The organism is Nocardioides sp. HB32 (assembly GCF_054058995.1).
Genome location: NZ_JBSSBS010000001.1, coordinates 1,716,769 through 1,742,877, shown reverse-complemented (window position 1 = coordinate 1,742,877; position 26,109 = coordinate 1,716,769). Strand labels below are relative to the sequence as shown.

The window sequence follows — 26,109 nt, the reverse complement described above, 5'->3', positions numbered from 1 at the left end:
GTCAGCCACGGCGGACGACGGTGAGGACGGGCTCGCGGGCGCGGCCGAGGTCGGCCAGGAAGGCCGCCGCGTCGTCGGCGGCGACCGCGAGCACCAGCTGGCGACGGCCGGTCGTGGCGCCGAAGGTGCTGTCGAGCGGCGGCGCGTCGACGACGGTGGCCTCCCGGAGCAGCGGCCCGTCGTGGCCGATCAGGTAGACGTCGACGACGGAGCCGGACGCCACCGACGGCGGGACCTGTTCGGCGTCGACGGCGACGGGGAGCTCGACCGTGTCCGCGGCCGCGGCGGTGCCGACGGCGTCGCGCGGCAGCAGCTCGCCCGCGCCGACGGCGTGCACCAGCCGGAGGTCGGACGGCAGCTCGTCGTCGACGGTGTAGTAGCCCGCGAGGTCGCCGGCGTCGACGAACCGCACCCGGTGGGCGACCAGGTCGGCGGGGTCGAGGCGAGCTCCCGGCCCGGCGTCGGACGCGACCGCCCACACCGCGACGGTGTCGTCGGCCGCGGCCAGCAACCGCGCACCGGCGACCACCGACACGGCGACGATTAGCAGCCCGATCCACAGCCGCGGGTCGCGCCAGCCGGAGCGTGTCGCACGGGTGGCCGGCGGAACCGGGGCGGATGCCGCCGGAGCCGCAGGGCGCTGCGCCGTGCCGAGACTCACGCGGGGATTCTCGCCACCGGGAGACGCTCCGAAACCCGTTCTCCACAGCGCCGCCGGGGCGGCGGCGTACCGGGGGGCGGAGGTGCGACGATGGGTGCATGGCCGGCACGCCCCGCTTTCTCACGCTCGCCGACGTGGCGGAGGTCCTCAACACCTCGAGCGCGCAGGTCTACGCCCTGGTCCGCCGCGGCGACCTGCCGGCGATCAAGATCGGCGGTCGCGGACAGTGGCGGGTGGAGTCGGCCCAGCTCGAGGAGTTCATCCAGCGCATGTACGCCGACACCAAGGCCTTCGTCGAGGAGCACCCGTTCGTGGAGTCCGAGACCGCCGACTGAGCGCTGCACCGGGGCAGACTCGGACGTTCTCGGGTCTTGCCGGCTAGCCCGTCTCGGCGCCGAGGATCAGGCTGACGGTCTCCTCCTTGCCGTCCCGCTCTATCGTGAAGTCCACGGTCTCGCCGGGCTGGTGGGCGCGGATCGCGACGATCAGGGCGATGCCGTCGGAGACCTTCTCGCCGTCGACGGCGACGATCACGTCGCCCTTCTCCAGGCCGCCCTTCTCGGCGGGGGTGTCCGGCATGACCGAGTCGATCTCGGCGCCGTCGCCCGAGGTCTGGCCGGTCTTCACCTTGGCGCCGATCACGGGGTAGCGCGCCTCGCCGGTCCGCAGGATCTGGTCGGCGGTGATCCGGACCTGCTCGATGGGGATCGCGAAGCCCACGCCGATGTTGCCGGACTCGCCGCCGACCGTGCCGCCGGTGGTCGCGATGGCGGAGTTCACGCCGACGACCTGTCCGCGGAGGTTGACCAGCGGGCCGCCGGAGTTGCCGGGGTTGATCGCGGCATCGGTCTGGACCGCGTTGATGTACGACGAGTCGTCGCCGGTGCTCCCCGTGGTCACCGGCCGGTGCAGCGCGCTGACGATGCCGGCGGTCACGGTCGAGCTCAGGCCGAGCGGCGAGCCGATCGCGACCACGCTCTCGCCCACCCGCAGCGCCTGCGACGAGCCGAGCGCGGCCGGCTTGAGCCCCTTCGCCTTCGGCACGTAGAGCACGGCCAGGTCGTACACGGAGCTGCGGCCGACCACCGTGGCCGGATAGCTGTTGCCGTCCTCGTCGACGACGTTGATCGGACCCTTGTCCTGGTCGGCGTCCTGGACGACGTGGTTGTTGGTGACGATGTGGCCCTGCCGGTCGAGCACGAAGCCGGAGCCGGTCGCGCCGCCCTCCTGGCCCTGGTACTCCGCGGAGATCTGGACCGTGCTCGGCAGCAGTCGGGCGGCGACCGCCGCGATCGAGCCGTTCCCGGCCGGCAGCGGCGCCTCGGAGACCGTGTCGACGCCGGCCAGACCGTCGCTGACGGTGCCGGGGGTGTCGTCACGGACCTGCTCGTAGACGAGCCCGCCGATGGCACCACCCGCGACGCCGACGACCAGGGCGAGCACGCAGACCACCGGCCAGATCCAGCCCGGCACGCGAGCCCGCGGAGCCCGGGGCGGGGGCGGCGGAGGAGGAGGGGTCCAGCGGTACGGCGGTGCCTGCACCGTCGGAGGTACCCAGCTGGGCGGAGGGGTGCTCGGCCCGATCGGCTGGGTGGGCTCGTCCTGCGTCACGTACCTATCTTGTCCCGTCGGACGAAATCCACGCCCGGCGGGTGACGGTCTGGCTCGGTACGGGCGGGCGAGAGCTGTCGACCTGCGTGATCGAGGTGGCCGGCGGGCGCCGGTCGATGGTGGGTGCCGGGGCGGAGGCCGGCGCCACTCCGAACACCAGCACGCCCATCACCGCTGCGCCGACGGCGCTGCCACCGATCGCGGCGAGGCCTGCGGTCCGCCGCCGGTCGGGTGCGCCGACGAGGTAGGTGTCCCCCGGCGTGGACCCCGCACCGGCAGCGCCCATCAGTGAGCCCTTGAGCCAGGTCGGCGTCGCGGGTGCGGCGACCTCGAAGGAGAGCCCGCTCAGCCGGGTCTTGACCCAGCCCTCGCGCTCGACGAGGTCGCGGCAGGTGTGGCAGCCGTGCACGTGCTCCCACGCCCGCTCGGTCTCCTCCGGCGAGAGCTGGCCGTCGAGCAGGGCGCTGGTCCGCGAGCCGAGGTGGCCCATCACGTCGCGGATCCCCACGGCGCGAGGACGGGTCCGGCGTACCGGGCCCGTCCCGCGCTCGGGGCGCGATGGGCGAGCGCGGTGCGCAGCATGGCGCGGCCCCGGTGGATGCGGGAGCGGACGGTGCCGAGCTTGGCGCCGAGGATGTCGGCGATCTCCTCGTAGCTCAGCCCCTCGACGTCGCAGAGGACGACGGCGGCGCGGAAGTCCGGCGGCAGCGTCGCCAGGGCGCGCTCGATGTCGTCGTCGAAGGTCCGGTCGGCGTACGCCGTGTCCGGGCTCGGCGAGCTGCTGGTGAGCCGGTCGGCCCGCTCGTCGGAGAGCGCGTCGAAGCGGATCCGCTGCTTGCGGCGGGCCTGGTCGAGGAAGAGGTTCGTGGTGATGCGGTGCAGCCAGCCCTCGAAGGTGCCGGGCGTGTAGGTGGACAGCGACCGGAACACCCGGACGAAGACCTCCTGGGTGAGGTCCTCCGCGTCATGGCGGTTGCCGGTCAGCCGGTAGGCGAGGCGGTACACCCGGTCGGAGTGCTGCTCGACGATCTCGTCCCAGGAGGGGACGTGGTCATCTGCTCTGGTCTCCACCGGAGCCTCCTTGTCGCGCTGCCGCGCCGATCCGAACAGGGTCCTGTCCTTCCTGAACCTAGGGACTGCTGCTGAAGAGAACCTGTGAGACCAGTGTCCCTCTCCTGAGCCTCTTTGCTGCTTCATCGGGACCAACGAGCGAACCGACGGCTGTGTTCCCTCACCCCGCGGCCGTGTCGCGCTACCTTGACACTCGTGAAGTCGACGAGCTGGTCCTACGCCGAGGAGCACGTCGCTGAGGACGAGGTCCTCGCCAACGCGCGTGCGCGTGCCGAGGAGGTCGGCGTGGTGCCGATCGGGTCCGGCGGTGGGGCCGCGCTGCGGTTCCTCGCCGCGGTCCTCGACGCCCGCGCGGTCGTGGAGATCGGGACCGGCACCGGCGTCTCCGGCGTCTGGCTGCTGCGCGGCATGCGACCCGACGGCGTCCTCACCAGCGTCGACATCGAGGCCGAGCACCAGCGGCTGGCGCGCGAGTCGTTCGCCGAGGCGGGGATCGCGACGCAGCGGGTGCGCACCATCGCCGGCGCGGCGCTCGACGTGCTCCCGCGGCTCACCGACGGCCACTACGACCTGGTCTTCTGCGACGGCGACAAGGCCGAGTACACCGCGTACCTGAAGGAGGCACTGCGGCTGCTGCGCCCCGGCGGGGTCGTCGTGTTCGACAACGCGCTGTGGCACGACCGGGTCGCGGACCCGGCCCAGCGCGACGAGGAGACCACCACGATCCGCGAGCTCGGCCGGACCGTCGCGGAGCGCGACGACCTGGTGTCGGTCCTGCTGCCCGTCGGCGACGGACTGCTGGCCGCGAAGAAGGTCTGGAGCCCCGAGGCCGACTGACCCCGGCTCAGTAGCGCGGAGCGGCGAGGAACCCGTCGCCGCCCTCGGCGACCGCGACCACGTCGCACTCCTCGATCAGCACCGGGGCGCTGCCGACGATCTGGGAGACCGGTGAGGTGTCCGCGGTGTCGCTGAAGGCGCGCTGGAACTCGGCACGCGCCTCGTCGGAGCCGAAGACGTAGCACCCCTCGAACCACTGCCCGGGCCGGGTGCGCCAGGTCTTGAAGCGCAGCCCCTCCTTGCCCGAGAAGCGCCCGAACGAGCTGCCGGCGACGTACGCCGCCAGCTGTTCCTCGACGTCCGACGGTCCGTCGGCGAGCGACCAGCGCACGGTGAGGCCCTGCATCAGGAGATCCCGGCGAGCGGGTCGTCGGAGCCGAGCCAGGCGAGCATCGCGCGAGCCCCGAAGCCGGTGGGCCCGGGCGTCCACTCGAACCGGTCCTCCGGTGAGTCACCGACCGACGCGAGGTCCAGGTGCGCCCAGGGCCGGCCGTCCACGAAGTGCTGGAGGAAGAGCGCCGCCGTGATCGCTCCCGGTCCGCCGGGCGCGTTGTCGGCGTCGGCGATCGTCGAGGACAGCTTCTGCTCGTACGCGTCCGCCAGCGGGAACCGCCACAGCGGCTCGCCGGCGGCGACCGACGCCTCTCGCAGCGCCTCGGCGAGCGCGTCGCGGTTGGCGAACAGCCCGCCGACCTGCTGGCCGAGGGCGACCTTGACCGCGCCCGTCAGCGTGGCGACGTCGACCACGACCGCGGGGTCGAGCTCGCTGATCGCGTACGCGATCGCGTCCGCGAGGACCAGCCGGCCCTCGGCATCGGTGTTGGTGACCTCCGAGGTGCGGCCCCCGTAGTGGCGGACCACGTCACCGGGGCGGAGGGCGTTGCCGCCGACGGCGTTCTCGGCGGCGGCGACCAGGCCGACGACCCGGACCGGGCAGCCGACGTCGGCGAGCGCGGCGAGGGTCGCCATGACGACAGCGCCGCCGGTCATGTCGCGCTTCATGTTGACCATCGCCTCGCCGGGCTTGATCGAGAGGCCGCCGGTGTCGAAGGTGATGCCCTTGCCGACCAGGACGACCGTCGGCGTCCGCCGGTCGGCGTTCTCCGGCGTGTAGTCGAGGCGGATCAGCCGCGGCGGGGTGGCCGAGGCCTGGCCGACCGCGACGATGCCCCCGAAGCCGTGCTCCTCGAGCCACTGCTCGTCGTGGACCGTGACCTCCAGACCGGTGTCCCGCCCGAGCTGCTCGGCCTGGGCAGCGAGCCAGGGCGGGTTCTTCAGGTTCGAGGGGACGGTCGCGAGCAGCCGGGACCGCCACGCCGCGCCGCCGACCGCGACCGCACGGGCCACGACCGGTGCCAGGGTGTCAGGGAGGTCGGCGAGCACGACCCGCGCGACCGGCCGGTGTTCCGGTGCGCCGGAGCGCCAGTGGAACTGGAACGACCCGAGCATCGCGCCGACCACGAAGGCCGCCACGCCCTCGTCCTCGGCGACCGAGGCCACCGAGGAGGCGACCGAGCCGCGGTCGCGGGCCTCGCGGGCGAGCGCCGCGCCCGCGCGGCGCAGGTCGTCGGGCCGCTGGGCACCGACGCCGACCAGCATCACGCAGCGGAGCTCGGCGTTCTCCGGGCCGCCGAGCGGCACCGGGACCCGGACCACCTCGCCGGCCTTGCCGGTGGCCGCGGACAGCTCCAGCACGCCGAGCAGGTCGAGACCGAGCTGGTCACCGAGCTCGGCGCCACCGGGGCCGAGCACGACGGCACCGTCCGGCTCATCAGGGGGGAGCACCGGGACCGCCGCGACCTCGACACCGAGGACGGCGTGCGGCAGCGCCGCACTGAGAGCGAACTCCGGCGGCGAGACCTGGGCGGGGAGGGTCAGTGGGTGGTTGCGGGGCACGTCAGCCGACGACGTCCTTGAGGGCATCTCCGAGAGCGCCGGCCTCCTCGGCGTTGAGCTCGACAACCAGTCGGCCACCACCTTCGAGCGGGACGCGCATCACGATGCCCCGCCCTTCCTTGGTGACCTCCAGCGGACCGTCGCCCGTCCGCGGCTTCATCGCCGCCATCCGCGCACCTTCCTTTGCTCTCTTCGAGTGCCAGGAGGCCACCGAGCGACCCCTGTACGCCGTACGGGACACCATTATCCCTCATGGAGCGGCGCCGCGGCGCACAGGCACGGACGCTGGGGGCGAACGGGCTGGCAGACTCCCCTCATGCAGGCTCGATCAGCGCTGTTCGACGTGTACGGCGACCACCTGCGCTCCCGGGGCAGCCAGGCCCCGGTGGCGGCGGTCGTGCGCATGCTCGAGCCGGTCGGCATCGCGGCGCCGGCCGTGCGCACGGCGATCTCGCGGATGGTGACCCAGGGCTGGCTGGAGCCGGTGCAGCTGGCGGGCGGCCGCGGCTACCGCACCACCGACCGCGCGAACCGACGCCTCGACGAGACCGGCAACCGGATCTACCGGCGCCGGCTGCCGGCGTGGGACGGGCACTGGCACCTCGCCTTCGTGACGCCGCCGCCGTCGCGGGCCGCGCGCGCCCGGCTGCGGGCGGACCTCACCTTCGTCGGGTACGCCGAGCTGCTCGACAACGTGTGGGTGAGCCCGTTCCCCCGGGCCGAGCTGGGCGAGATCCTGGTCCGGTCCGACGCCACGGCGCGCACAGCGCGGGCGGACCGCTTCGACCCCGAGCCGACCGGCGCGTGGGACCTGGACCGGCTGCGGTCGGCGTACGACGACTGGCTCGGCCGGGCCGACGACCTCGTCGGACGGCACCTGACCGCGCACGCGGACGCGGACGAGGCGGCGTTCGCGGCCCGGTTCCACCTCGTGCACGAGTGGCGGAAGTTCCTCTTCGCCGACCCCGGCCTGCCCGACGACCTGCTGCCGGAGGACTGGCCGGGGCGCGACGCCGCCGAGCTGTTCGCGGCCGAGGCGACCCGCCTGCAGCCGGGCACCGACCGGTTCGTCGCGCGGTGTCTCGGCGCCTGACACACTGCCTCCCATGAGTGACTCCCCCGTGCTCCTGGACGTGACCGACGGCGTCGGGACCATCACGCTGAACCGTCCCGAGGCCTACAACAGCCTCAACATCGCGACCAAGGAGCTGCTGCTCGAGACCGTGCGCCAGGTCGCGGACGACCCCGCGGTGCGCTGCGTCGTGCTGACCGGTACCGGCAAGGCGTTCTGCACCGGCCAGGACCTCAAGGAGCACATCGAGCTGCTGGAGAACGGCGGCAGCGACGCGCTCTTCACCACCGTGGACAAGCACTACAACCCGATCGTCACCGTGCTGGCCGGCATGGCCAAGCCGGTGATCGCGGCCGTCAACGGCGTCGCGGCCGGGGCCGGGGCGAGCCTGGCGTTCGCCTGCGACCTGCGGATCGTGGCCGACACCGCCGGCTTCAACCTGGCGTTCGCCAACGTCGCGCTGTCGTGCGACACCGGCGCCAGCTACCACCTCCAGCGGCTGGTCGGCCGGGCGAAGGCGATCGAGCTGCTCTACTTCCCCAGCACCCTGAGCGCCGCCGACGCGCTGTCCCTCGGCCTGGCGACCAGCGTGGTGCCGGCCGACGAGCTCGCGGCCGAGGTCGGCGCGCTGGCCGCGCGGCTCGCCGCCGGGCCGACGGTCGCGCTCGGCGCGATGCGCCAGTCGGTCGCGTACGCCTCCGGCCACTCCTTCGAGGAGGCCCTCGAGCTCGAGAGCGCGATGATGGCCAGGACCGGCGCCACCGCCGACCACCGCGCCGCCGTCGCGGCGTTCGTGGCCAAGGAGAAGCCGGTGTTCGAGGGGCGCTAGGCAGGCTGCCGCTCGTCCCAGACCGTCACCAGGGCGCGACCGTGACGCCGCCCCACTCCTCGGGCTGGACGTCGCGGACGGACTGGGTGAGCTCCCAGCGGTGGCCGGCCGGGTCGGCGACCACACCGGAGCGCTCGCCGTACTCGTAGGTCGTGGGCTCCTGCAGCACCCGCGCGCCGGCGGCGACGGCGCGGGCGAACGCCGCGTCCACGTCGTCGACGCGGACCTTGATCTCGTGGGTGTAGCCGTCGCCGGACGGCGCGACCCGCTCGCCGCCGTCGTCCGCGACCACGACCGCGCCGTCGCTGCCGACGCTCAGCTGCGCTCGGTGCGCGTCACCGATCCGCACCCGCTCGCCGAAGCCGAAGGCCCCGGTCAGGAAGTCCACGGCCGCGCGGACGTCCGGGTAGACCAGGACCGGGGTGACGGTCGCGGGCGGGGCCGAACGGTTGGTCGTCATCCCTCACAGACTCGCACGGGCGAGGACGCGGCGCAGCCCTCAGCCCCGGTGCGCGCCCCAGAGCCCGAGCAGCTGGCGCGGGGCGGCCCTGGTCAGCCGCCGGTGGCCCGGGTGCGCGCCGTACTCGACGGTGACGGCGGAGCCCTTGAAGCGACTGTTGAACCAGCCGGTCATGGTGCCGTGGCAGACGCCGCCGCAGGTGAAGGACTTGCTCGGCAGGTTGAGTGCGTCGGCGACCCGGCGGGAGAACCGCTGGTCCTTGGTGTCGGTGTCCACGCCGTGGAGGGGCTGGTGGAAGCTGACGATCCACCGTGGGCGGACCTGCTTCAGGAACCCCATCATCGCCCGGGTCTCCGGCTCGGAGCCGGCGCGCGGGCCGGACTCGTAGCCGCCGTCCAGGTCGGCCCAGTGGTAGGGGAAGTTCCGGTTGAGGTCCACCCCGTGGGCGTTCTTGCGGGTGTGTGCCGCGAGACCGTCGGGGTTGTAGACGGGCAGCACCCAGAGGTTGAGCCCGTGGATCTTCGGGCCGTCGCGGAGCGTCGCGAGGATCTGCCGCGGGGCCCCTTCGTCCCCGTGCATGGTGGCGACGAGCAGCACCTTCGGCTGCCCCCGCTCCCCCAACCGCCACGCGGTGATCGGGCGGCCGTGCACGGAGTGCCCGATCACCCGTTTCTCGACGACCGCACCACGCTCGAGTGGCGCGTTCGCGGCGTGGCCGGGCAGCGGTACGCCGACGACCGTCAGCGCGATGGCGGTGAGCACGATCCCGAGACGCATGGGCACCGAGCCTAGGGCATCTGCCGGCTCACACGGCCGCGGTCAGGTAGGCCCAGCTGAAGACCAGGACGCCGACCAGCATGCCGACGTGCGCCAGGACCGACAGGCCCGGCCCTTCGGACCAGCTGTCCTCCTTGCCCTCCGAGGCGTGCTTGCCGCGGCTCGGCAGCCAGCGCACCAGGATCAGCAGTCCGGCGACGACCACGACCCACCACAGGCCGAGGGCGGCGATGCCGATGCCGTCGTTCCCGCTGACGAGGAAGGCCACCCACAGGACCAGCGCCAGGGCGCCCGCGATCGTGTGGACGTGGACGAGGGCCTGGCCCATCTGCAACCGTCCCGCGCCGCCGCCCCGGCGCCCCAGGCGGAGTCGCGTCAGCACGATCACCACCGCCGCCAGTGCGGTGAGGACGTAGACGATCACCTCGGTCGACATGGAGCGGAGTGTGCCCTACGCGGTGGGTTCCTCGCCATGCTCGGGCTGCCCGGGCGCCTTCTCCAGCTCACCGGCGAGCCGGTCCAGGAGCGCGTCGACCTCCGACATCCGGTAGCCCCGGAGGGCCACCGAGAAGCGCACGCGGCGCAGGTCCTCGGCCCGCAGCGGACCCGTGGCGGGGACCGTGGCGTCCGGCCGGTCGTCGTAGACGTCGGCGAGCGGGGCGCCGCGGCCGGCGGCCACCAGCGCGATGCCACCGAGCGCGAGCACGATGAGGATCGCGAAGAACCACATCACGGCATGCCCACCTCCCGGGCGCCGACCATCAGCGCGACGACCTCCTCGACGTCGTCGGTGAGGATCAGCCGGTCCAGGTCGCCCTGGTTGATGGTGGTCTCGACCAGCGAGGTGTCTCGCAGCCAGCCCACGAGTCCGGACCAGTACGCCGTGCCCATCAGCACGATCGGGAAGCTGGTGATCTTCCCGGTCTGCGCGAGCGTCAGCGCCTCGAACAGCTCGTCGAGCGTGCCGAAGCCACCGGGCAGCACGACGAAGCCCTGCGAGTACTTCACGAACATCGTCTTGCGCGCGAAGAAGTAGCGGAAGTTGACCCCGATGTCGACCCAGTCGTTCAGCCCGGTCTCCCAGGGCAGCTCGATGCCGAGCCCCACGCTGACGCCTCCGGCCTGGCTGGCGCCCTTGTTCGCGGCCTCCATGACGCCGGGGCCGCCCCCGGTGATGAGGCCGAAGCCCTCCTCGGCGAGCCGCCGGCCGACGGTCTCCGCGACGGCGTACGACGGGTGCTCCTCGCCGAGCCGCGCGGAGCCGAAGAGCGCGATGGCCGGCCCGAGCTCGGCGAGCGCGCCGAAGCCCTCGACGAACTCGGCCTGCATCCGCAGCACCCGCCACGGGTCGGTGTGCACCCAGTCGGACGTGCCACGCGAGTCGAGGAGCCGCTGGTCGGTCGTGCCGGCGTCGACCTGCCCGCGCCGTTGGATGACCGGGCCCTTGTACTTCGCCCTCATGACGTCAGCCAGCTCCTGAGCCGGGCCTCGCAGCGTTCGATGTGCTCGATGGGCACGTGCTCCTCCTGCTTGTGGGCGAGCATCGGGTCACCGGGCCCGAAGTTGACCGCCGGGACGCCGAGCGCGCTGAACCGGGCGACGTCGGTCCAGCCGAACTTGGGATTGACCTCGCCACCGACCGCCTCGACGAAGGCCTTCGCGGCCGGCAGGTCGAGGCCGGGCAGCGCGCCGGGGGCGGAGTCGGTGAGGCGGACGTCGTACCCGTCGAAGACCTCGCGCACGAACGCCTCGGCCTCCGCCTCGGACCGGTCCGGGGCGAACCGGAAGTTCACCTCGACCACGCACTCGTCGGGCAGCACGTTGCCGGCCACACCGCCGCGGATGGACACCGCGTTGAGGCCCTCGTGGTACTCCAGCCCGTCGATGACCGGCCGGCGGGCGTCGTACTCGGTGAGGCGGCGGAGCACCTCGGCAGCGCCGTGGATCGCGTTGACCCCGCGCCAGCTGCGAGCTGAGTGGGCGCGCTCGCCGGTCGTGCGGACCTCGACCCGCAACGTGCCCTGGCAGCCCGCCTCGACGAGGGCGTTCGACGGCTCCATCAGGATCGCGAAGTCCGCGGCCATCAGGTCGGGGTCGGACTCCGCGAGCAGCCGGAGGCCGTTGTACCGCTCCTCGATCTCCTCGGCCTCGTAGAGGATGTAGGTGACGTCCCGGTTCGGCTCCGGGACCGTGGCGGCGAGCCGCAGGATGACCGCGTCGCCGCCCTTCATGTCGCAGCTGCCGAGGCCGTGGAGGAGCCCGCCCTCGCGGCGCGCGGGCAGGTTGTCGTTCACCGGCACCGTGTCCAGGTGTCCCGCGATCACGACCCGCTCGCCGCGGCCGAGGTCGGTGCGCGCGACGACGGTGTGGCCGCGGCGTGTGACCGCGAGGTGGGGGTACGCCGAGAGCGCGTGCTCGACGGCGTCCGCGATCTCCTGCTCGCCGAGGCTGACCGACTCGATGTCCACGAGCTGCCCGGTGAGGGTGACCGCGTCCGCGGTGAGGTCCAGCTGGGTCGTCGTCACAGGCCTATCCAACCAGCCGGGCCAGCTTCTCCAGCGCCATCCGGGTGCCGAGCTCGTTGTCGGCCGGCGGGACCACGTCGGGCACGCCGTCCATGTGCAGCGTGACCTCCGTGCCGCCCTCGACGTCGCGCAGCGTCGTGGTGGTCGTGATCGTCCCGAGGAGGTCGGGGTCGTCGGTCTCGAACTCGATCTCCTCGACGACCCGCTCACCCTCGACGAGCTCGACGTACCGGCCCGTGTAGGTGTCGGTCGCGCCGTCGGTCTTGCCCGCGGCCGCCGGGTCGTCGTACGTCAGCGACATCCGGACCCGGCCGCCGACCCGCGCGTCGAGCTCGTGCACCTCGCCGCGCATCCCGTCCGGGACCCGCCACCGCGCCACCGCCTCGGGGTCGAGCAGCGCGCGGTAGACGGTGGCGCGGTCGGCGTGGACCAGGACGGCGGCAGTGGTCGAGTACACGCCGCGACCCTATTCCGCCCGAAGTAGAACCTGTTCTAGTCTGGTGCGATGCGCAACGGACTCGTGCTGTTCACCTCCGACCGCGGCATCGCGCCGGCCGCCCTCGGCGCGGCCGCGGAGGAGCGGGGCTTCGACACGTTCTACGTGCCCGAGCACACCCACATCCCGGTGAGGCGGACCGCCGCGCACCCGGGCACCGGCGACGAGACGCTGCCCGACGACCGCTACCTGCGCACGCTCGACCCGTGGGTCTCGCTCGCGACGGTGGCCCAGGCGACGTCGCGGATCCGGCTGTCCACCGCGGTCGCGCTCCCGGTCGAGTCCGACCCGATCACGCTCGCGAAGCAGATCGCCACCCTGGACCACCTCTCCGGCGGCCGGGTCGACATCGGCGCCGGCTTCGGCTGGAACACCGACGAGCTCGCCGACCACCACGTCCCCGCCGAGCGCCGGCGCACGGTCCTGCGGGAGTACGTCGAGGCGATGCGCGCGCTGTGGACCCAGGAAGAGGCGTCGTACGACGGCGAGTTCGTCTCGTTCGGGCCGTCCTGGGCCTACCCGAAGCCGGCCGCGCACATCCCGCTGGTCATCGGCGCCGGCGGCGGCCCGAAGACCTTCCGGTGGATCGCCGAGAACGCCGACGGCTGGATGACCACGCCCACCCAGCAGGACATCTCCGCCCAGATCGACGCGCTCAAGAAGGCCTGGGCCGACGCCAGCCGGTCCGGGGCTCCCGAGATCCGGATCCTGATCGCGTTCAGGCCCGATCCTGAGGACCTGATGGCCTGGGCGGAGCAGGGCGCCACCGAGCTGATCTGGGGCGTCCCCGACAAGTCCCCCGACGAGGTGCTCGCCTCGCTGGACCGCCTCGCCGCTCGACTCGGCCTCGCTTGACGCCGAGTCGGCGCAGTCTCAGCCTCCCTGCACGCCGAGTCGGCGCAGTCTCAGCCTCCCTGCACGCCGAGTCGGCGCAGTCTCAGCCTTCCTGCACGCCGAGTCGGCGCAGTCTCAGCTGAGACTGCGCCGACTCGGCACTAGGCCTTCACCACGGTCACGGTCGGCTCGGCGCCGTCGGCCGCCACCACGTCGTACGAGGTCGCCAGGGTCTCGCTGGTGATCAGCCGCTCGTGGTGACGGGCCGCCGCCACGACGTCGGCGGAACCCCCGATGGTCAGCGCGATCCGGTCGGAGACCTCGAGGCCGGCGTCGCGGCGCGCCTGCTGGACCGCGCGCACGAGGTCACGGGCCAGGCCCTCCTCGGCGAGCTCCGGGGTCACCTCGGTGTCGAGGACCACGAAGCCGCCGCTGCGCAGCACCCCGGTCGCCGTGCCACCGTCGGCGGAGCCGGCCACGGTCTCGAGGGTGTACTCGCCCTCGACCAGCGCCAGCCCGCCCGCGGTGACGGTGCCGTCGTCGGCCACCGACCAGTCGCCGGACTTGGAGCCCTTGATCGCGGTCTGCACGTCCTTGCCGAGACGCGGGCCGGCGGCGCGGGCGTTGACCGTCAACTTCTGCTCCACGCCGTACGACGCGGCCTCGTCGGAGTCGACCGACAGCAGCCGGACCGTCTTGACGTTGACCTCGTCGCGCACGATGGCGTCGAAGCCCGACAGCGCGGCCGGGTCGGGGACGACCACGGTCAGCGTCGCGAGCGGCAGCCGGTTGCGCAGGTTGCCCGCCTTGCGGAGCGCCGAGGTCGCCGAGCAGACCTCGCGGACCTTGTCCATCGCGGCCACCAGCGCCTCGTCGGCGGGCAGCTCGTCCACGAGCGGCCAGTCCGCCAGGTGCACCGACCGCTGGCCGGTCAGGCCGCGCCAGACCTCCTCGGTCGTGAGCGGCATCAGCGGCGCGGTCGCCCGGCAGACGACCTCGAGCACCGTGTGGAGCGTGTCGAACGCGTCGGCGTCGCCCTCCCAGAAGCGGTCCCGGGAACGACGGATGTACCAGTTGGTCAGCACGTCGAGGAACGACCGCGTCGCGTCGCACGCCTCGGCCACGGCGTACGCGTCCAGGGCCGCCGTCATCTCGCCGACGAAGTCGCGGCACTTGGCCAGGAGGTAGCGGTCCAGCGGGTCCGTCGAGTCGGTCCGCTGCCGCGCGTCGTACCCCTGCCCGTTGTCGTGGGCGTTGGCGTACAGCTGGAAGAAGTACCAGCTGTTCCACAGCGGGATCAGCACCTGGCGCACGGAGTCGCGGATGCCCTGCTCGGTGACGATGAGGTTGCCGCCGCGCAGGATCGGCGACGACATCAGGAACCACCGCATCGCGTCCGCGCCGTCGCGGTCGAACACCTCGCGCACGTCGGGGTAGTTGCGCAGCGACTTCGACATCTTGTTGCCGTCGGAGCCGAGCACGATGCCGTGGCTGATGCAGTTCTCGAACGCCGGCTTGTCGAAGATGCCGGTCGCCAGGATGTGCAGCGTGTAGAACCAACCGCGGGTCTGGCCGATGTACTCGACGATGAAGTCCGCCGGGAAGTGGTGGCTGAACCACTCCTCGTTCTCGAACGGCACGTGCACCTGGGCGAACGACATCGAGCCGGAGTCGAACCAGACGTCGAGCACGTCGGACACGCGGCGCATCATCGACTTCCCGGTCGGGTCGTCCGGGTTGGGTCGGACCAGGTCGTCGACGTAGGGGCGGTGCAGGTCCGGCTCGCCGTTGCGGTTGCGCGGCAGCGTGCCGAAGTCGCGCTCGAGCTCCGCGAAGGAGCCGTACACGTCCAGGCGGGGGTACGCCGGGTCGTCGCTCTTCCATACCGGCACCGGCGAGCCCCAGAACCGGTTGCGGGTGATCGACCAGTCGCGGGCGTTCTCCAGCCACCGTCCGAACTGACCGTCCTGGATGTGGTCCGGCACCCAGTTGATCTGCTTGTTCAGCTCGAGCATCCGCTGCTTGATCGCGGTCACCTCGACGAACCACGACGAGACGCCCTTGTAGATCAGGGGGTTCCGGCACCGCCAGCAGTGCGGGTAGCTGTGCGCGTAGGTCTCGCGGCGCAGCAGCACCGTCCCGGGCGACACCGCGCCGGTCTCGCCCTCGCCCCGGGTCGCGGCCCTGAGGTGGTCGATGACGTGCGGGTTGGCGTCGAAGACGTTCATGCCCTCGTACTCGGCGACCGGGAACGTGAACCGGCCGTCCTTGCCCACCGGCATCACCGGCTCGATCTGCTCCCGGTCGGTGACGATCTTGTCGTCCTCACCGAAGGCGCCCGCCGTGTGCACGAGGCCGGTGCCGTCCGTGGTCGTCACGAACTCCGACGCCGGCACCACGCGGAACGCGCGCTCGCGGCCGGCGTAGTAGGAGAACGGCGGCGTGTAGGTCAGGCCCAGCAGCTCCGATCCCGGACCGCGCCACACCACCTCGGGGTCCTCCCCCAGCTCCGCCTTGTACGCCGGGACCCGAGCCGCGGCCAGGATGTAGCGGACCCCGTCGACCGCGACCACGACGTACTCGATCTCCTCGCCGACCATCACCGCGAGGTTGCTCGGCAGCGTCCACGGCGTGGTCGTCCAGACGAGCAGCTTCGCGCCCTGGAACTCACCCGGAGTGGTCACGTCGTACCCGACGGTGACGGCGGGGTCCTGACGGGTCTGGTAGACGTCGTCGTCCATCCGCAGCTCGTGGTTGGACAGCGGCGTCTCGTCGTTCCAGCAGTACGGCAGGACGCGGAAGCCCTCGTAGACCCAGCCCTTGTCGTAGAGCTGCTTGAACGCCCAGATCACCGACTCCATGTAGTCGGGGTCCATGGTCTTGTAGTCGTGGTCGAAGTCGACCCAGCGCGCCTGGCGGGTGACGTACTCGCGCCACTCGTCGGTGTACATCAGCACCGACTGCCGGCAGGCGTCGTTGAACGCCTCGATGCCCAGCTCGAGGATCTCGTCGGTGGTCTTGATGCCCTTGAGGCGCATCGCCTCCAGCTCGGCGGGCAGCCCGTGGGTGTCCCAGCCGAACCGCCGCTCGACGCGCCTGCCGCGCATCGTCTGGTACCGCGGGATCAGGTCCTTGACGTACCCGGTCAGCAGGTGGCCGTAGTGCGGCAGCCCGTTGGCGAACGGCGGACCGTCGTAGAAGACGAACTCGTTGTCGCCGTCCACGCCCGCGTCACGCTGATCGATGCTGGCCTGGAACGTGCCGTCCCGCTCCCAGAACGCGAGGATGCGCTCCTCGATCTCCGGGAAGCGCGGGCTCGAGGGCACACTGCCGGAGTCGTTCTTCGGGTAGGTCATCGGGGCTCCTGCGCTCGTCGGTCGTGTTCTCGACGAGGACGACTCCACCAGGTCCGGGGAGAGCCGCGGTACCACCTCGCTTGCCGTTCCGGGGAACGACCGCTCGTTCACGGCTGTGACGGGCCTACCCGTCCGGTTCTACTTGCCCGAGGGCTTTCTTCCGGAGGCTCGCCGCTGATGACGGCTCGAACGCCTTGCTCGAAGCGTACGGCGTGGCCTCGGCGCCTCGCCAATCGGAATCAGCGATTGCCGCACGGCGTGCACGACGATCGGCCCCGCGCTGTCGCCCTTCATCGCCCTCCCAGGTGCGAGGGGGACGATCGACCCGTGAGCGCCGGCCGGTCCGCGCGGACTTGCCATCCGGATCGGCGCGCACCTGGGGTCGGTCCGGTCAGCGCGGAGCGGCACCAGTTCGTGGTGCTGGCCGCTGGCTCTTGCGCCGTCCTCCACCTGCTCGCCCGGAACGTGCTCGGCTCCCGTGCGCCGCCCGGCACCGACCGGTCTGACCCAACCCGGTTGCCTCGCACGGGCGGTTGCTGGTCGGGTGGTCCCATGAGCGACGACACCACCCTGCACGGCGAGGAGGCGGTCCTCGCCGACTACCTCGGCCACTTCCGCCGCACCTTCGAGCGCATCTGCCAGGGACTGGACGCCGACCAGCTGGCCCGGCGGTCGGTGCCGCCGTCGAGCATGTCGCTCCTCGGGCTCCTGAGACACCTCGCGGCGGTCGAGTACTCCTGGTGGCGCCGCGTGATGGGCCACGACCTCACGCTGCCGAAGATGTGGGGCAAGGACGAGAACCGCGACGCCGACTTCGACGGCGCGATCGCCGACGAGGCGGTGGTGGCGGAGGCCTGGGAGGCGTGGCGCGCCGAGGTCGCCCACGCCGAGGAGTTCCGGGCGACCCATCCGATGGACTTCCTGGGCCAGCACGACGACGGCCCGATCGAGATGCGCGAGGTCGTCGTCCATCTCATCGAGGAGTACGCCCGGCACTGCGGCCACGCGGACCTGCTCCGCGAGACGATCGACGGGCAGACCGGCCGGTGACGGGCGAGCTCGGCACGCTGCGGCTCTGGCTGGCCGACTTCCGGGCCGCCGTCGAGCGGAAGACCGCCGACCTCGACGCCGAGCAGCTGGCCCGGCGGTCGGTCCCGCCGAGCTCCCTCAGCCTGCTCGGACTGGTCCGCCACCTCGCGCAGCTGGAGCACCACTGGTTCCGCCGCGTCCTGCAGCAGCACCCCGAGGAGACCCAGCTGTTCGTCGTCGACGGCGACTGGGAGTCCCAGTTCGACGGCGCCCTCGCCGATCGCGACGTCGTCGAGGAGGCGTTCGCGACCTGGCGTGCCACGACCGCGCAGGCGGACGCGTGGCTCGACGGGCTCCCCGACGAGGCGCTGGACCTCGTCATCGACCCGGAGGACCGGATCGCGACGATCCGCGACGTCTTCGTGCAGGTGCTCCAGGAGTACGCGCGGCACCTCGGTCACATGGACCTGCTGCGCGAGGTCGTCGACGGGCGGACCGGGGAGTGAGTGTCAGGACAGCAGGTCGGCGCGGGCGCTGCTGATCCACTCGAGCACGCCGCCGGCCTCCGCCGCCGCAGCGTGCCGCTGCGCCTCGTCTCGCGCACCCCGGTCGTGGTCGGTCCCGTCGACCGGCGGACGGGCCGCGGTCCGGCGTACGCCGCCAACTAGGCTGTGCTGCCGTGACTGATCAGAAGGCCTGGGGATTCGGGCTCGCCACCCTCGACGGCAACGGCACCGTGCTGGACGTCTGGTTCCCCGCGCCGGGTCTCGGCGGGAAGCCGGCCGACGCCGTCTGCCCGAGCGAGCTCGGTGACCTCCAGGGCACCGACAAGGACCGCGGGGTCACCCGGGACGTCCTGCTGGTCGAGATCGAGGACCTCCAGGCGCCGCCGACGACCACCGAGGACGTGTGGCTCCGCCTGCACCTGCTCTCGTCGCGTCAGGTGACGCCCCACTCCATCAACCTCGACGGCCTGTTCGGGCTGCTGGCCAACGTCGTGTGGACCAGCGCCGGGCCGTGCCCGGTCGAGGGCTTCGAGACGACCCGCGCGCGGCTGCGGGCGAACGGCCGGCACCTGACGGTGTTCGGCGTGGACAAGTTCCCGCGGATGGTCGACTACGTGCTGCCGGCCGGTGTGCGGATCGCGGACGCCGACCGGGTCCGGCTCGGCGCGCACCTCGCCGAGGGCACCACCGTGATGCACGAGGGCTTCGTCAACTACAACGCCGGCACCCTCGGTGCCTCGATGGTCGAGGGCCGGATCTCCGCCGGCGTCGTCGTCGGTGACGGCTCGGACGTGGGTGGGGGCGCCTCGATCATGGGCACGCTCTCGGGCGGCGGCAAGCAGGTCATCTCGATCGGCAGGCGGTGCCTGCTCGGCGCGAACGCCGGCGTCGGCATCTCCCTCGGCGACGACTGTGTCGTCGAGGCCGGCTGCTACATCACCGCGGGCACCAAGGTCACCGTCAACGACCCGGTCGACGGCATCGGCCCGACGGTCGTCAAGGCGCTCGAGCTCTCCGGCGCGAGCAACGTGCTGTTCCGCCGCAACTCGGTCTCGGGGGCGATCGAGGCCGTCCCGTGGAAGAGCGACGGGGTCGCGCTGAACGCCGCCTTGCACGCGAACTGAACACTGGATCCATGAGGTTCCGCACCGGCGTCGCCGTGGTCGTGCTCGCCGGGGTCGGTGTGGCGGCCGCGGTCGGGTACGGCGTGCATGACTTCTTCAACGACGTCCACCCGTTCTTCCAGTCCGACGAGTGCACCGCGACCGTGAGCGGGCGGACCGTGACGCTGAATCCCGAACAGGCCGAGAACGCCGCGCTGATCACCGCGGTCTCGGTCGGCCGCGGCCTGCCCGCGCACGCTGCGACGATCGCCCTCGCCACGGCGTACCAGGAGTCGAAGCTCTACAACCTCGAGTCCGGTGACCGCGACTCCGCGGGCCTGTTCCAGCAGCGTCCGTCGCAGGGATGGGGCACCCGGGCGCAGGTGCTGGACCCGTACCACGCGACCAACGCGTTCTACGACGCCCTGGAGAAGGTCGACGGCTACCAGGACATGCGGGTCACCGAGGCCGCTCAGGAGGTGCAGCGGTCCGGGTTCCCGGAGGCGTACGCCGACCACGAGGCCGATGCCCGGGTGCTCGCGTCCGCACTCACCGGCAACTCGGCCCACGCCTTCTCCTGCCGGCTCGCGGACCATCCCGGGCAGGAGTCCGACAAGCTCACCGACTCTGGGCTGACGCACCGGGCCGACGTCGTACGCCGCGAGGTCGACGACCTGTTCGGCGACCCGCCGATGGGCGGCTTCGCGCCCGGTGGCGTCAGCACGGGCCACATGGCCGGCTCCGCTCACTACGACGGCCGCGCGGTCGACGTGTTCGTCCGGCCGGTCAGCCCGGAGAACAAGATCCGCGGCTGGGCGATCGCGCAGTACCTGGTCGCGATGGCCGACCGGCTCTCGATCGAGCACGTGATCTTCGACGACCGGATCTGGACCTCCGGCACTCGCTCGGACGACGGCTGGCGCGACTACGACCCACCGGAGAGCTCCGGCAGCCGGCTGGTCCTCGAGCACCGCGACCACGTCCACGTCGACGTCTTCGACTGACCCGGCTCGGAGTTCCTCCGGGGCCCGGCTGAATCCGCGGCGTGTTTCTGTTGAGAACGTGCGCCCGCACGCCGATGGAGAGTGATGCTGGATGACATCACCAGACGATGGTCGTGGACGATCCACAGACCGGACCAGACCAGGTTTCCGTCACCATCCCCGACGGAAATCTCCCTGCAGGAGGTACGACGATGTGCAACCACTCACCGGGATGTCCGGAGATCGAGGCGGCGGACCGCTGCAGCGCCCACGTGGTCTCCGACCACCTGCACGACCAGGGCTGGTGCCGTCTCTGCAACGGGCTGATCCTCTTCGACGACGGCCACTACCTGACGCCCGACGGGCACGACCACGTCCTGACCCTGTCCGCCTGACCTGCGTGGCCCGCCCACCTAGGCTGGGCGGATGAGATCTCGGGTCCTGGTCCTCGCGCTGATCGGTGCGTCCCTCGCGGTGGCCGCCCCGGCACCCGCCGCCGGCCCGTGTGACCACCCCACGGTCCGCGGGACCGCTGACGACGACCGGCTCAGCGGCACCAGCGGCCCCGACGTGATCGCGGGCCTCGGCGGCGACGACACCCTCCTCGGTCGCGGCGGCGATGACGTGCTCTGCGGCGGACCCGGCCAGGACCGACTCGTCGGCGGGCCCGGCGACGACCAGCTGCACGGTGGGACCGACGCGAAGGTCGCCGAGGACACCGATTACTACGTCTACGACGGCGACACGCTCGACGGCGGCCCCGGCAGCGACACCCTCGACGGTGGGCTGGACGGCAGGCACGACGGCTCCGTGGACAGCCTCACGTTCGCCGGGCTGACTGCTCCCGTGACCGTCGACCTGGCCGAGGCAACCGCGGTCTCCGGCGCCGACACCGACACGGTGGTCGGACCGGTCGACGGGGTCACCGGCACCGACCACGACGACGTGCTACTCGGGTCCGACGCCGACGACGTCCTGCTCGGTGGCGCCGGCCGCGACCACATCGACGGTCGTGGCGGCGACGACTGGGTCGAGGGCGGCGGCTGGGCGGACGGCGTCGCCGACGCCTCCCCGAACACCGTGCTCGGTGGTCCGGGCCACGACATCGTGGACGGCGGCGCTGGTGACGACCTGCTCCGCGGCGGCCCGGGTGGCGACCTGCTCCAGGCCGGCCAGGGCGTGGACCGGTCGTACGGCGGCCGCGGCGACGACACGGTCAACGACGAGGCCGTCCCGGAGGCGGGCCAGGTCCTCGACGGGGGGCCGGGCCACGACAGGACCGGCGGCGTCGGCCTGCTGGACCGGAGCGGCACGTTCCGCGGCCAGGTCACGGGCACCATCGACATGGCCGCGGGCACGCTGCGCGCCCACGTGCGCGGTCTCTATTGGGACGTCGCGCTGACCCGCTTCGAGGACGTCTCCGCCCCCCGGGGCACCTGGACCCTCTTCGGTACCGACGGGCCGGACTCCCTGTGGGCCGGCTTCCTTGACCAGGGCGTGCGCATCTACGCCCGCGGCGGCAACGACGAGCTCTACGGCTCCGACCGGGACGACCTCCTCAACGGCGGCCAGGGCCACGACCGCGGGACCGGCTGGGCCGGCCACGACCGCTACGTCTCGGTGGAGCGGATCCTGCGCTGACCACCTGTGGACGACGCCCTCCACGCCCGGCGACCCGGGGAACGCTTGTCCCATGGAGGTGGCCGACGTCCTGCGCGAGCTGGGCGGCGTCGCGACCCGCGCGGCCCTGGTTGCCGCCACCGACAGGGGCACCGTCGACCGCGCGCTCGCCCGCGGTTCGATCGAGGTCCTCGCGCGCGGCCGGTATGCCCTTCCCGAGGTCGAGGGTGCGGTCGCCGCGGCGCACCGGCTGGCCGGCGCCCTCTGCCTGACCAGTGCCGCCCTCCACCACGGATGGGCGGTCAAGACCGTGCCGGATCAGCCGCACGTCGCCGTACCACGCAACCGCAGGGCGCCGGCACACGCACGCGCGCACGTCCACTACCTCGACGTGCCGCCCGGGTCGATCGTGCTGGACGAGGTGGCAACGCTCGCGCACTGCCTGCGACGACTGCCCTTCGACGAGGCGCTCGCCGTCGCCGACTCCGCCCTCCGCGCCGGCGAGGATACGGCGCTGCGGCAGGCGGCCGCGCTCGCCCGCGGGCCGGGAAGCAAACAGGTCCGCCGGGTCGCGGGCCTCGCCCGCGCCGAAGCGGCCAACCCGTTCGAGTCCGTGCTGCGTGCCATCGCGCTGGGCGTCAGCGGCCTCCGCGTCGAGCCGCAGGTGCTGATCACGTCGGTCGAGCCGTGGTGTCGCCCGGACCTCGTGGACCGGGAGCTGCGCATCGTGCTCGAGGCGGACTCGTTCGAGTGGCACGGCGGCCGGGCCGCCCTCGCTCGCGACGCCCGCCGGTACAACCTGCTGGTCGTCGACGGCTGGCTCGTGCTGCGGTTCGCCTGGGAGGACGTCATGCTCGACCCGTGCTACGTCGGGTCCGTGCTGCGTGCGGCCGTAGCCGAACGGGCGCAACGCCGCCCATGACGTCGCCGATCGGCCTGAGAGGCGGGTTACGCCCGCCCGACTACGCGAGCCGGGCGACCGCCGCGTCGACCCGCTCGTCGGTCGCGGTGAACGCCACCCGCACGTGCCGGGTGCCCGCCGACCCGTAGAAGGCTCCCGGGGCGACCAGGATGCCGCGCTCGGCGAGCCAGGAGACGGTGTCCCAGCAGTCCTCGTCGCGGGTCGCCCACAGGTACAGCGACGCCTCGGAGTGGTCGATGCGGAAGCCGGCGGCCTGGAGGGCCTCGCGCAGCTTGGCGCGGCGCGCGGCGTAGCGGGCGTGCTGCTCCACCACGTGCGCGTCGTCCTCGAGCGCCGCCTGCATGGCGACCTGCTGGGGACCGGGCATCTGGAGGCCGAGGTTCTTGCGGACGGCCAGCAGCTCCCCGACCAGGGCCGGGTCGCCGGCCACGAACGCGCAGCGGTAGCCCGCCAGGTTCGAGCGCTTCGAGAGGGAGTGGACGGCGAGGATGCCCTCGTGCGAGCCGCCGCAGACCGACGGGTGCAGCACCGAGATCGGGGTCGCGTCCCACGCACACTCGAGGTAGCACTCGTCGGAGACCAGGATCGTGCCGCGCTCGCGGCACCAGTCGACGACCTTGCGCAGGTGCTCGACGGGGAGCACCCGACCGGTGGGGTTCGACGGCGAGTTCAGCCAGAGCAGGGCCGGGACCTCGGGGCCGAACGACGTGAGCGAGTCGCGCGCGACCGGGGTCGCACCGGCGAGCACCGCGCCGACCTCGTACGTCGGGTAGGCCAGCTCGGGATACGCGACCAGGTCGCCCGGGCCGAGGCCGAGATGGCCCGGCATCGAGGCGATCAGCTCCTTGGAGCCGATCACCGGCAGCACCGCGCCCAGCGACAGCCGGGTCACGCCGTGCCGGCGGGAGAGCCAGTCGATGCAGGCCTGGCGGGTCTCGGCGCGACCGATCGTCAGGGGGTAGCCGGGCGAGTCGGAGGCGCCGCGCAGCGCCTCCTGCACGACGTCCGGCGTCGGGTCGACCGGCGTGCCGATGGAGAGGTCGACAATCCCGTCGGGGTGCGACCGCGCCCGCTCACCGTGCTCGAGCAGGTGGTCCCACGGGAAGTCGGGGAGCCGGCCCGAGACGCGTCCGTCCAACGAGCTGCTCAGTGGTCCTGGTTCTGCGGCGGCAGCGCGGCGATCATCGGGTGGTCGTGGTCGATCTCGCCCATCTTCGCGGCGCCACCGGGCGAGCCGAGGTCGTCGAAGAAGTGGACGTTGGCGTCGTAGTAGCCCTTCCACTGCTCCGGGGTGTCGTCCTCGTAGAAGATCGCCTCCACCGGGCAGACCGGCTCGCAGGCTCCGCAGTCCACGCACTCGTCGGGGTGGATGTAGAGCATCCGCTTGCCCTCGTAGATGCAGTCGACGGGGCACTCGTCGACGCAGGCCCGATCCTTGAGGTCGACGCACGGCTGGGAGATGACGTAGGTCACCGGTTCCTCCTGAGACTCGCGAGAGCAGCTGCTCAACTACAGCCTAGTATCCCGGGGTGTCCGAGTCGGCAGACCCCCAGTATGTGAACCAGCACGGTCTCGGTCCACACGTCGTCGGGCAGCGGGTCGTGGTCCGGCGGATCCTCCGCGGCGAGACCGGGCCGAGCGGCGGCCCGGCCCTCACCGACGTCCTCGGCGTGTGTACGGCGTGGTCCGGCGGCACCTGCGTCGTGCAGCCCGAGTCGGGCGCGCCCGTCGTCATCGCGATCGCCGACATCGTGTCCGGCAAGCCCGTGCCGCCGCGCGCGTCGACCCGGCACCGGGTCGCCCCCGCCGAGGCCCAGCGGCGGGCGCTCGCACTCTGGCCGGACCTGGTCACCGAGCCGCTCGGGACCTGGCTGCTGCGGCACTCCCCCACCTCGACCGCGCGCCGCGCGAACTCGGTGCTCGCGATGGCGCCGTCCGGCGTCCCCGACGACTACGAGCAGGTGGTCGGGTTCTACGCCGGGCGCACCGGCCGGCCGATCGCGGCGGTCCTGCCGGACTCCGAGGAGGACGCGCTCTTCCGCCGGCACGGCTGGGTCGCGGAGAGCGGCGACGCGGACACGCTCTTCCAGATCGCGGGGGTCGCCCGCGCTCGGAGGTCGCTGGTCCCCCGGCTCGCGCCTCACCCGCCGGCTGAACGCGACGAGCGCGGAGACGTGGTCACGGTCCGGATCGGCGACCGGGCGAGCGGCGTGGCGGCGTACGCCGACGACTGGGTGGGGTTCCGCAGTATCGAGGTGTCGCCCGATCAGCGCCGGCAGGGGCTCGCGCTCGCGGTGATGGACGTGCTGCTCGAGTGGGGCGCCGAGCGCGGCGCCACCACGGCGTACCTGCAGGTGCTGGGGGACAACACGCCCGCGGTCGCGCTGTACGAGGGCCTCGGCTTCACCACCCACCACGCGTACCGGTACCTCGCGCCGGCCTAGTCCTCGGCGAGGTCGGACTGGCGGCCGAAGACCCGCTCCGACCAGGTCGTCACCCACGTCCACCGCCAGCGCATCAGCAGGAGCACGGCGGCGCCCGCGATCACCATGCCGGTGATGTTGAGCGCGAGCTGCGCGGCCGACCCGTCGATCTCGTGGCGCTCCCAGAACGCCAGCCCGAGGGCCAGGTTGCCGGCGGCCGGGACGGTCGTGACGCTGATGAAGACGCCGACCATGGTCGCCGAGCGGGAGACGGCGAGGGCGAGGGCACCGGCCGCGCCGGCGAGCAGCGCGACCACGAAGGACCACTGGTCGGGGTGCCAGATGAAGCCGGTGTTGGGGCGCGCCCGGGTGACGTCGTCGACGGTCACCAGGCCCGCCCAGCGGGCGAACAGCGCCAGCAGCGCGATCACCGCGATCGCGAAGGCGAACGAGAACAGCAGGAGTCGCAGGCCGCGCCCGATCATCCCGGGACGGCGCAGTGCGATGCCGGCGCTCGCGGCCGCGACCGCGCTGTACTCCGGACCGACGACCATCGCGCCGACGACCAGCACCGCCGAGTCGGTGATCACCGCGATCGAGGCGAGGGCGACGGCGAGCACCAGGAACAGGTGGTACGACACGGTCGGCACCGCGCCGGCCTCGGCCTGCGCCTCCACCGCCTCCCAGATCACCGCGTCGTCGGGGTGCCCCGGCGCGGCGGCCTCCAGGCGTCTCGCCCGCTCGAACGGCGTCCCGGTCGGCGTCGTGACGACGACGCCGCCCTCCGCGCACAGGCCGATCCGGTCGAGGTCGCGGAGCAGCTCACCGGCCTTCTCGCGGGCGACGTCGCACTCGACCAGGTCGCCGGGCGGCTCGAGCACCACGCCCTCCTGGAGGGTCAGGTTCGTGATCCATGCCCGGTCGCGGAGCAGCTGCACGACCGGAGCGGTGAGCCTCGGCGGCGAGGTCAGTCGGAAGTGCACCACCACGGCCCGCAGCGTACGCTGGCCGCGGCGCCCGAGAGGCCTGACAACCCTCCCGCGATCCAGCGGAGCGACGGACACCCGCGCGTACGGCGTACCGACGAGAGGCCGACGG

The 26,109-nt window shown here is 72.6% G+C and carries 32 protein-coding genes; 14 read left to right on the top strand and 18 right to left on the bottom strand.

Going from position 1 to position 26,109, the window contains the following annotated elements; genetic code table 11:
• Position 1 precedes the first annotated feature (1 nt).
• Entirely contained in the window at positions 2 to 661 is a 660-nt protein-coding gene (locus ACVW2K_RS08815; protein WP_457202261.1) for a hypothetical protein, read from the bottom strand.
• Between the two features lie 98 nt (positions 662 to 759).
• On the opposite strand from ACVW2K_RS08815, the gene ACVW2K_RS08810 reads away from it, so the two are divergent.
• Positions 760 to 996, top strand: coding sequence for a helix-turn-helix domain-containing protein (locus ACVW2K_RS08810; RefSeq protein WP_028639054.1), 237 nt, complete (start codon positions 760 to 762; stop codon positions 994 to 996).
• Between the two features lie 43 nt (positions 997 to 1,039).
• On the opposite strand, the gene ACVW2K_RS08805 is transcribed toward ACVW2K_RS08810, so the two are convergent.
• The 3 genes from ACVW2K_RS08805 to sigE are packed head-to-tail and all read right to left on the bottom strand — an operon-like array spanning position 1,040 to position 3,343.
• Complete coding sequence (locus tag ACVW2K_RS08805) at positions 1,040 to 2,272, bottom strand: S1C family serine protease (protein WP_457202260.1); 1,233 nt, start codon at positions 2,270 to 2,272, stop codon at positions 1,040 to 1,042.
• 4 nt (positions 2,273 to 2,276) lie between these two features.
• Positions 2,277 to 2,780 carry a zf-HC2 domain-containing protein gene (locus ACVW2K_RS08800; RefSeq protein ID WP_457202259.1) on the bottom strand — a complete coding sequence of 168 codons (504 nt, stop codon included), beginning with the start codon at positions 2,778 to 2,780 and terminating at the stop codon, positions 2,277 to 2,279.
• Entirely contained in the window at positions 2,762 to 3,343 is a 582-nt protein-coding gene (sigE, locus tag ACVW2K_RS08795; protein ID WP_028639056.1) for an RNA polymerase sigma factor SigE, read from the bottom strand. Before sigE ends, ACVW2K_RS08800 begins: the two co-directional genes overlap by 19 nt.
• A gap of 195 nt (positions 3,344 to 3,538) precedes the next feature.
• On the opposite strand from sigE, the gene ACVW2K_RS08790 reads away from it, so the two are divergent.
• Entirely contained in the window at positions 3,539 to 4,180 is a 642-nt protein-coding gene (locus ACVW2K_RS08790) for an O-methyltransferase (RefSeq protein ID WP_036571736.1), read from the top strand.
• 7 nt (positions 4,181 to 4,187) lie between these two features.
• Here the strand turns inward: ACVW2K_RS08790 and ACVW2K_RS08785 are convergent, their stop codons facing one another.
• The 3 genes from ACVW2K_RS08785 to ACVW2K_RS08775 are packed head-to-tail and all read right to left on the bottom strand — an operon-like array spanning position 4,188 to position 6,245.
• A complete protein-coding gene (locus ACVW2K_RS08785; protein WP_457202258.1) occupies positions 4,188 to 4,526 on the bottom strand; it encodes a hypothetical protein in 339 nt (112 codons plus the stop codon).
• Positions 4,526 to 6,076 (bottom strand): leucyl aminopeptidase family protein, encoded by a 1,551-nt coding sequence (locus ACVW2K_RS08780; protein WP_028639058.1) that lies wholly within the window; start codon positions 6,074 to 6,076, stop codon positions 4,526 to 4,528. Before ACVW2K_RS08780 ends, ACVW2K_RS08785 begins: the two co-directional genes overlap by 1 nt.
• 1 nt (position 6,077) lies before the next feature.
• On the bottom strand, positions 6,078 to 6,245 hold the full coding sequence (locus tag ACVW2K_RS08775; protein WP_082574674.1) for a DUF3117 domain-containing protein: 168 nt from the start codon (positions 6,243 to 6,245) through the stop codon (positions 6,078 to 6,080).
• Between the two features lie 147 nt (positions 6,246 to 6,392).
• Between ACVW2K_RS08775 and ACVW2K_RS08770 the strand changes: the two genes are divergently transcribed.
• Together ACVW2K_RS08770 and ACVW2K_RS08765 are read left to right on the top strand one after the other, a co-directional pair.
• Positions 6,393 to 7,169, top strand: a complete 777-nt coding sequence (locus ACVW2K_RS08770) for a PaaX family transcriptional regulator (RefSeq protein ID WP_028639059.1) — start codon at positions 6,393 to 6,395, stop codon at positions 7,167 to 7,169.
• A gap of 13 nt (positions 7,170 to 7,182) precedes the next feature.
• Positions 7,183 to 7,977 (top strand): enoyl-CoA hydratase-related protein, encoded by a 795-nt coding sequence (locus ACVW2K_RS08765; protein ID WP_457202257.1) that lies wholly within the window; start codon positions 7,183 to 7,185, stop codon positions 7,975 to 7,977.
• A gap of 25 nt (positions 7,978 to 8,002) precedes the next feature.
• Here ACVW2K_RS08765 and ACVW2K_RS08760 read toward each other — a convergent pair whose 3' ends face one another.
• From ACVW2K_RS08760 to ACVW2K_RS08730, 7 genes are read right to left on the bottom strand one after another with little or no spacing between them, the layout of a single operon-like run.
• On the bottom strand, positions 8,003 to 8,437 hold the full coding sequence (locus tag ACVW2K_RS08760) for a VOC family protein (RefSeq protein WP_457202256.1): 435 nt from the start codon (positions 8,435 to 8,437) through the stop codon (positions 8,003 to 8,005).
• Positions 8,438 to 8,476: 39 nt separating this feature from the next.
• A complete protein-coding gene (locus ACVW2K_RS08755) occupies positions 8,477 to 9,214 on the bottom strand; it encodes a M14 family zinc carboxypeptidase (protein WP_051549538.1) in 738 nt (245 codons plus the stop codon).
• 28 nt (positions 9,215 to 9,242) lie between these two features.
• Positions 9,243 to 9,650 carry a hypothetical protein gene (locus ACVW2K_RS08750; RefSeq protein WP_028639062.1) on the bottom strand — a complete coding sequence of 136 codons (408 nt, stop codon included), beginning with the start codon at positions 9,648 to 9,650 and terminating at the stop codon, positions 9,243 to 9,245.
• Between the two features lie 15 nt (positions 9,651 to 9,665).
• Positions 9,666 to 9,944, bottom strand: a complete 279-nt coding sequence (locus ACVW2K_RS08745) for a DivIVA domain-containing protein (protein ID WP_457204056.1) — start codon at positions 9,942 to 9,944, stop codon at positions 9,666 to 9,668.
• On the bottom strand, positions 9,944 to 10,675 hold the full coding sequence (locus tag ACVW2K_RS08740; RefSeq protein ID WP_457202255.1) for an LOG family protein: 732 nt from the start codon (positions 10,673 to 10,675) through the stop codon (positions 9,944 to 9,946). The genes ACVW2K_RS08745 and ACVW2K_RS08740 overlap by 1 nt, the downstream gene beginning before the upstream one ends.
• On the bottom strand, positions 10,672 to 11,739 hold the full coding sequence (gene dapE, locus ACVW2K_RS08735; protein ID WP_457202254.1) for a succinyl-diaminopimelate desuccinylase: 1,068 nt from the start codon (positions 11,737 to 11,739) through the stop codon (positions 10,672 to 10,674). Before dapE ends, ACVW2K_RS08740 begins: the two co-directional genes overlap by 4 nt.
• Before the next feature lie 4 nt (positions 11,740 to 11,743).
• On the bottom strand, positions 11,744 to 12,196 hold the full coding sequence (locus ACVW2K_RS08730) for an SRPBCC domain-containing protein (RefSeq protein WP_457202253.1): 453 nt from the start codon (positions 12,194 to 12,196) through the stop codon (positions 11,744 to 11,746).
• A 48-nt stretch (positions 12,197 to 12,244) separates the two neighbouring features.
• On the opposite strand from ACVW2K_RS08730, the gene ACVW2K_RS08725 reads away from it, so the two are divergent.
• On the top strand, positions 12,245 to 13,090 hold the full coding sequence (locus ACVW2K_RS08725) for an LLM class F420-dependent oxidoreductase (protein WP_457202252.1): 846 nt from the start codon (positions 12,245 to 12,247) through the stop codon (positions 13,088 to 13,090).
• Positions 13,091 to 13,230: 140 nt separating this feature from the next.
• Here the strand turns inward: ACVW2K_RS08725 and ileS are convergent, their stop codons facing one another.
• On the bottom strand, positions 13,231 to 16,425 hold the full coding sequence (gene ileS, locus ACVW2K_RS08720) for an isoleucine--tRNA ligase (RefSeq protein WP_457202251.1): 3,195 nt from the start codon (positions 16,423 to 16,425) through the stop codon (positions 13,231 to 13,233).
• Positions 16,426 to 16,977: 552 nt separating this feature from the next.
• On the opposite strand from ileS, the gene ACVW2K_RS08715 reads away from it, so the two are divergent.
• The 8 genes from ACVW2K_RS08715 to ACVW2K_RS08680 all read left to right on the top strand — a co-directional run bounded on the left by ACVW2K_RS08715 (position 16,978) and on the right by ACVW2K_RS08680 (position 22,588).
• Positions 16,978 to 17,475: a DinB family protein gene (locus tag ACVW2K_RS08715; protein WP_457202250.1), complete on the top strand. Its 498-nt coding sequence runs from the start codon at positions 16,978 to 16,980 to the stop codon at positions 17,473 to 17,475.
• The gene (locus ACVW2K_RS08710; protein WP_457202249.1) at positions 17,472 to 17,960 is read left to right on the top strand and encodes a DinB family protein; all 489 of its coding nucleotides are present in this window, start codon (positions 17,472 to 17,474) and stop codon (positions 17,958 to 17,960) included. Before ACVW2K_RS08715 ends, ACVW2K_RS08710 begins: the two co-directional genes overlap by 4 nt.
• Positions 17,961 to 18,122 (top strand): hypothetical protein, encoded by a 162-nt coding sequence (locus tag ACVW2K_RS08705; RefSeq protein ID WP_457202248.1) that lies wholly within the window; start codon positions 17,961 to 17,963, stop codon positions 18,120 to 18,122.
• Between the two features lie 11 nt (positions 18,123 to 18,133).
• The gene (gene dapD / locus ACVW2K_RS08700; RefSeq protein ID WP_457202247.1) at positions 18,134 to 19,084 is read left to right on the top strand and encodes a 2,3,4,5-tetrahydropyridine-2,6-dicarboxylate N-succinyltransferase; all 951 of its coding nucleotides are present in this window, start codon (positions 18,134 to 18,136) and stop codon (positions 19,082 to 19,084) included.
• Positions 19,085 to 19,095: 11 nt separating this feature from the next.
• The gene (locus ACVW2K_RS08695; protein ID WP_457202246.1) at positions 19,096 to 20,067 is read left to right on the top strand and encodes a hypothetical protein; all 972 of its coding nucleotides are present in this window, start codon (positions 19,096 to 19,098) and stop codon (positions 20,065 to 20,067) included.
• Positions 20,068 to 20,258: 191 nt separating this feature from the next.
• On the top strand, positions 20,259 to 20,441 hold the full coding sequence (locus ACVW2K_RS08690) for a DUF5999 family protein (RefSeq protein WP_028639074.1): 183 nt from the start codon (positions 20,259 to 20,261) through the stop codon (positions 20,439 to 20,441).
• A gap of 31 nt (positions 20,442 to 20,472) precedes the next feature.
• Positions 20,473 to 21,687 (top strand): calcium-binding protein, encoded by a 1,215-nt coding sequence (locus tag ACVW2K_RS08685; RefSeq protein ID WP_457202245.1) that lies wholly within the window; start codon positions 20,473 to 20,475, stop codon positions 21,685 to 21,687.
• Between the two features lie 52 nt (positions 21,688 to 21,739).
• Positions 21,740 to 22,588, top strand: coding sequence for a hypothetical protein (locus ACVW2K_RS08680; protein WP_457202244.1), 849 nt, complete (start codon positions 21,740 to 21,742; stop codon positions 22,586 to 22,588).
• 40 nt (positions 22,589 to 22,628) lie between these two features.
• Here the strand turns inward: ACVW2K_RS08680 and dapC are convergent, their stop codons facing one another.
• Complete coding sequence (dapC, locus tag ACVW2K_RS08675) at positions 22,629 to 23,726, bottom strand: succinyldiaminopimelate transaminase (protein ID WP_457202243.1); 1,098 nt, start codon at positions 23,724 to 23,726, stop codon at positions 22,629 to 22,631.
• 8 nt (positions 23,727 to 23,734) lie between these two features.
• Entirely contained in the window at positions 23,735 to 24,061 is a 327-nt protein-coding gene (fdxA, locus tag ACVW2K_RS08670; RefSeq protein ID WP_028639078.1) for a ferredoxin, read from the bottom strand.
• A 56-nt stretch (positions 24,062 to 24,117) separates the two neighbouring features.
• Here fdxA and ACVW2K_RS08665 point away from each other — a divergent pair, with 56 nt between their 5' ends.
• Positions 24,118 to 25,032 carry a GNAT family N-acetyltransferase gene (locus ACVW2K_RS08665; RefSeq protein ID WP_457202242.1) on the top strand — a complete coding sequence of 305 codons (915 nt, stop codon included), beginning with the start codon at positions 24,118 to 24,120 and terminating at the stop codon, positions 25,030 to 25,032.
• Here the strand turns inward: ACVW2K_RS08665 and ACVW2K_RS08660 are convergent.
• Positions 25,029 to 26,000, bottom strand: a complete 972-nt coding sequence (locus ACVW2K_RS08660) for a DUF389 domain-containing protein (RefSeq protein WP_457202241.1) — start codon at positions 25,998 to 26,000, stop codon at positions 25,029 to 25,031. The genes ACVW2K_RS08665 and ACVW2K_RS08660 overlap by 4 nt on opposite strands.
• Positions 26,001 to 26,109: the final 109 nt, after the last annotated feature.

Excerpts from the sequence above, each read along its gene's own strand:
- ACVW2K_RS08810 (WP_028639054.1), top strand. The coding sequence starts at position 760 with ATGGCCGGCACGCCCCGCTTTCTCACGCTCGCCGACGTGGCGGAGGTC.
- ACVW2K_RS08785 (WP_457202258.1), bottom strand. The coding sequence starts at position 4,526 with ATGCAGGGCCTCACCGTGCGCTGGTCGCTCGCCGACGGACCGTCGGAC.
- ACVW2K_RS08775 (WP_082574674.1), bottom strand. The coding sequence starts at position 6,245 with ATGGCGGCGATGAAGCCGCGGACGGGCGACGGTCCGCTGGAGGTCACC.
- ACVW2K_RS08770 (WP_028639059.1), top strand. The coding sequence starts at position 6,393 with ATGCAGGCTCGATCAGCGCTGTTCGACGTGTACGGCGACCACCTGCGC.
- ACVW2K_RS08765 (WP_457202257.1), top strand. The coding sequence starts at position 7,183 with ATGAGTGACTCCCCCGTGCTCCTGGACGTGACCGACGGCGTCGGGACC.
- ACVW2K_RS08760 (WP_457202256.1), bottom strand. The coding sequence starts at position 8,437 with ATGACGACCAACCGTTCGGCCCCGCCCGCGACCGTCACCCCGGTCCTG.
- ACVW2K_RS08755 (WP_051549538.1), bottom strand. The coding sequence starts at position 9,214 with ATGCGTCTCGGGATCGTGCTCACCGCCATCGCGCTGACGGTCGTCGGC.
- ACVW2K_RS08750 (WP_028639062.1), bottom strand. The coding sequence starts at position 9,650 with ATGTCGACCGAGGTGATCGTCTACGTCCTCACCGCACTGGCGGCGGTG.
- ACVW2K_RS08745 (WP_457204056.1), bottom strand. The coding sequence starts at position 9,944 with ATGTGGTTCTTCGCGATCCTCATCGTGCTCGCGCTCGGTGGCATCGCG.
- ACVW2K_RS08740 (WP_457202255.1), bottom strand. The coding sequence starts at position 10,675 with ATGAGGGCGAAGTACAAGGGCCCGGTCATCCAACGGCGCGGGCAGGTC.
- ACVW2K_RS08725 (WP_457202252.1), top strand. The coding sequence starts at position 12,245 with ATGCGCAACGGACTCGTGCTGTTCACCTCCGACCGCGGCATCGCGCCG.
- ileS (WP_457202251.1), bottom strand. The coding sequence starts at position 16,425 with ATGACCTACCCGAAGAACGACTCCGGCAGTGTGCCCTCGAGCCCGCGC.
- ACVW2K_RS08715 (WP_457202250.1), top strand. The coding sequence starts at position 16,978 with ATGAGCGACGACACCACCCTGCACGGCGAGGAGGCGGTCCTCGCCGAC.
- ACVW2K_RS08695 (WP_457202246.1), top strand. The coding sequence starts at position 19,096 with ATGAGGTTCCGCACCGGCGTCGCCGTGGTCGTGCTCGCCGGGGTCGGT.
- ACVW2K_RS08690 (WP_028639074.1), top strand. The coding sequence starts at position 20,259 with ATGTGCAACCACTCACCGGGATGTCCGGAGATCGAGGCGGCGGACCGC.
- ACVW2K_RS08685 (WP_457202245.1), top strand. The coding sequence starts at position 20,473 with ATGAGATCTCGGGTCCTGGTCCTCGCGCTGATCGGTGCGTCCCTCGCG.
- ACVW2K_RS08680 (WP_457202244.1), top strand. The coding sequence starts at position 21,740 with ATGGAGGTGGCCGACGTCCTGCGCGAGCTGGGCGGCGTCGCGACCCGC.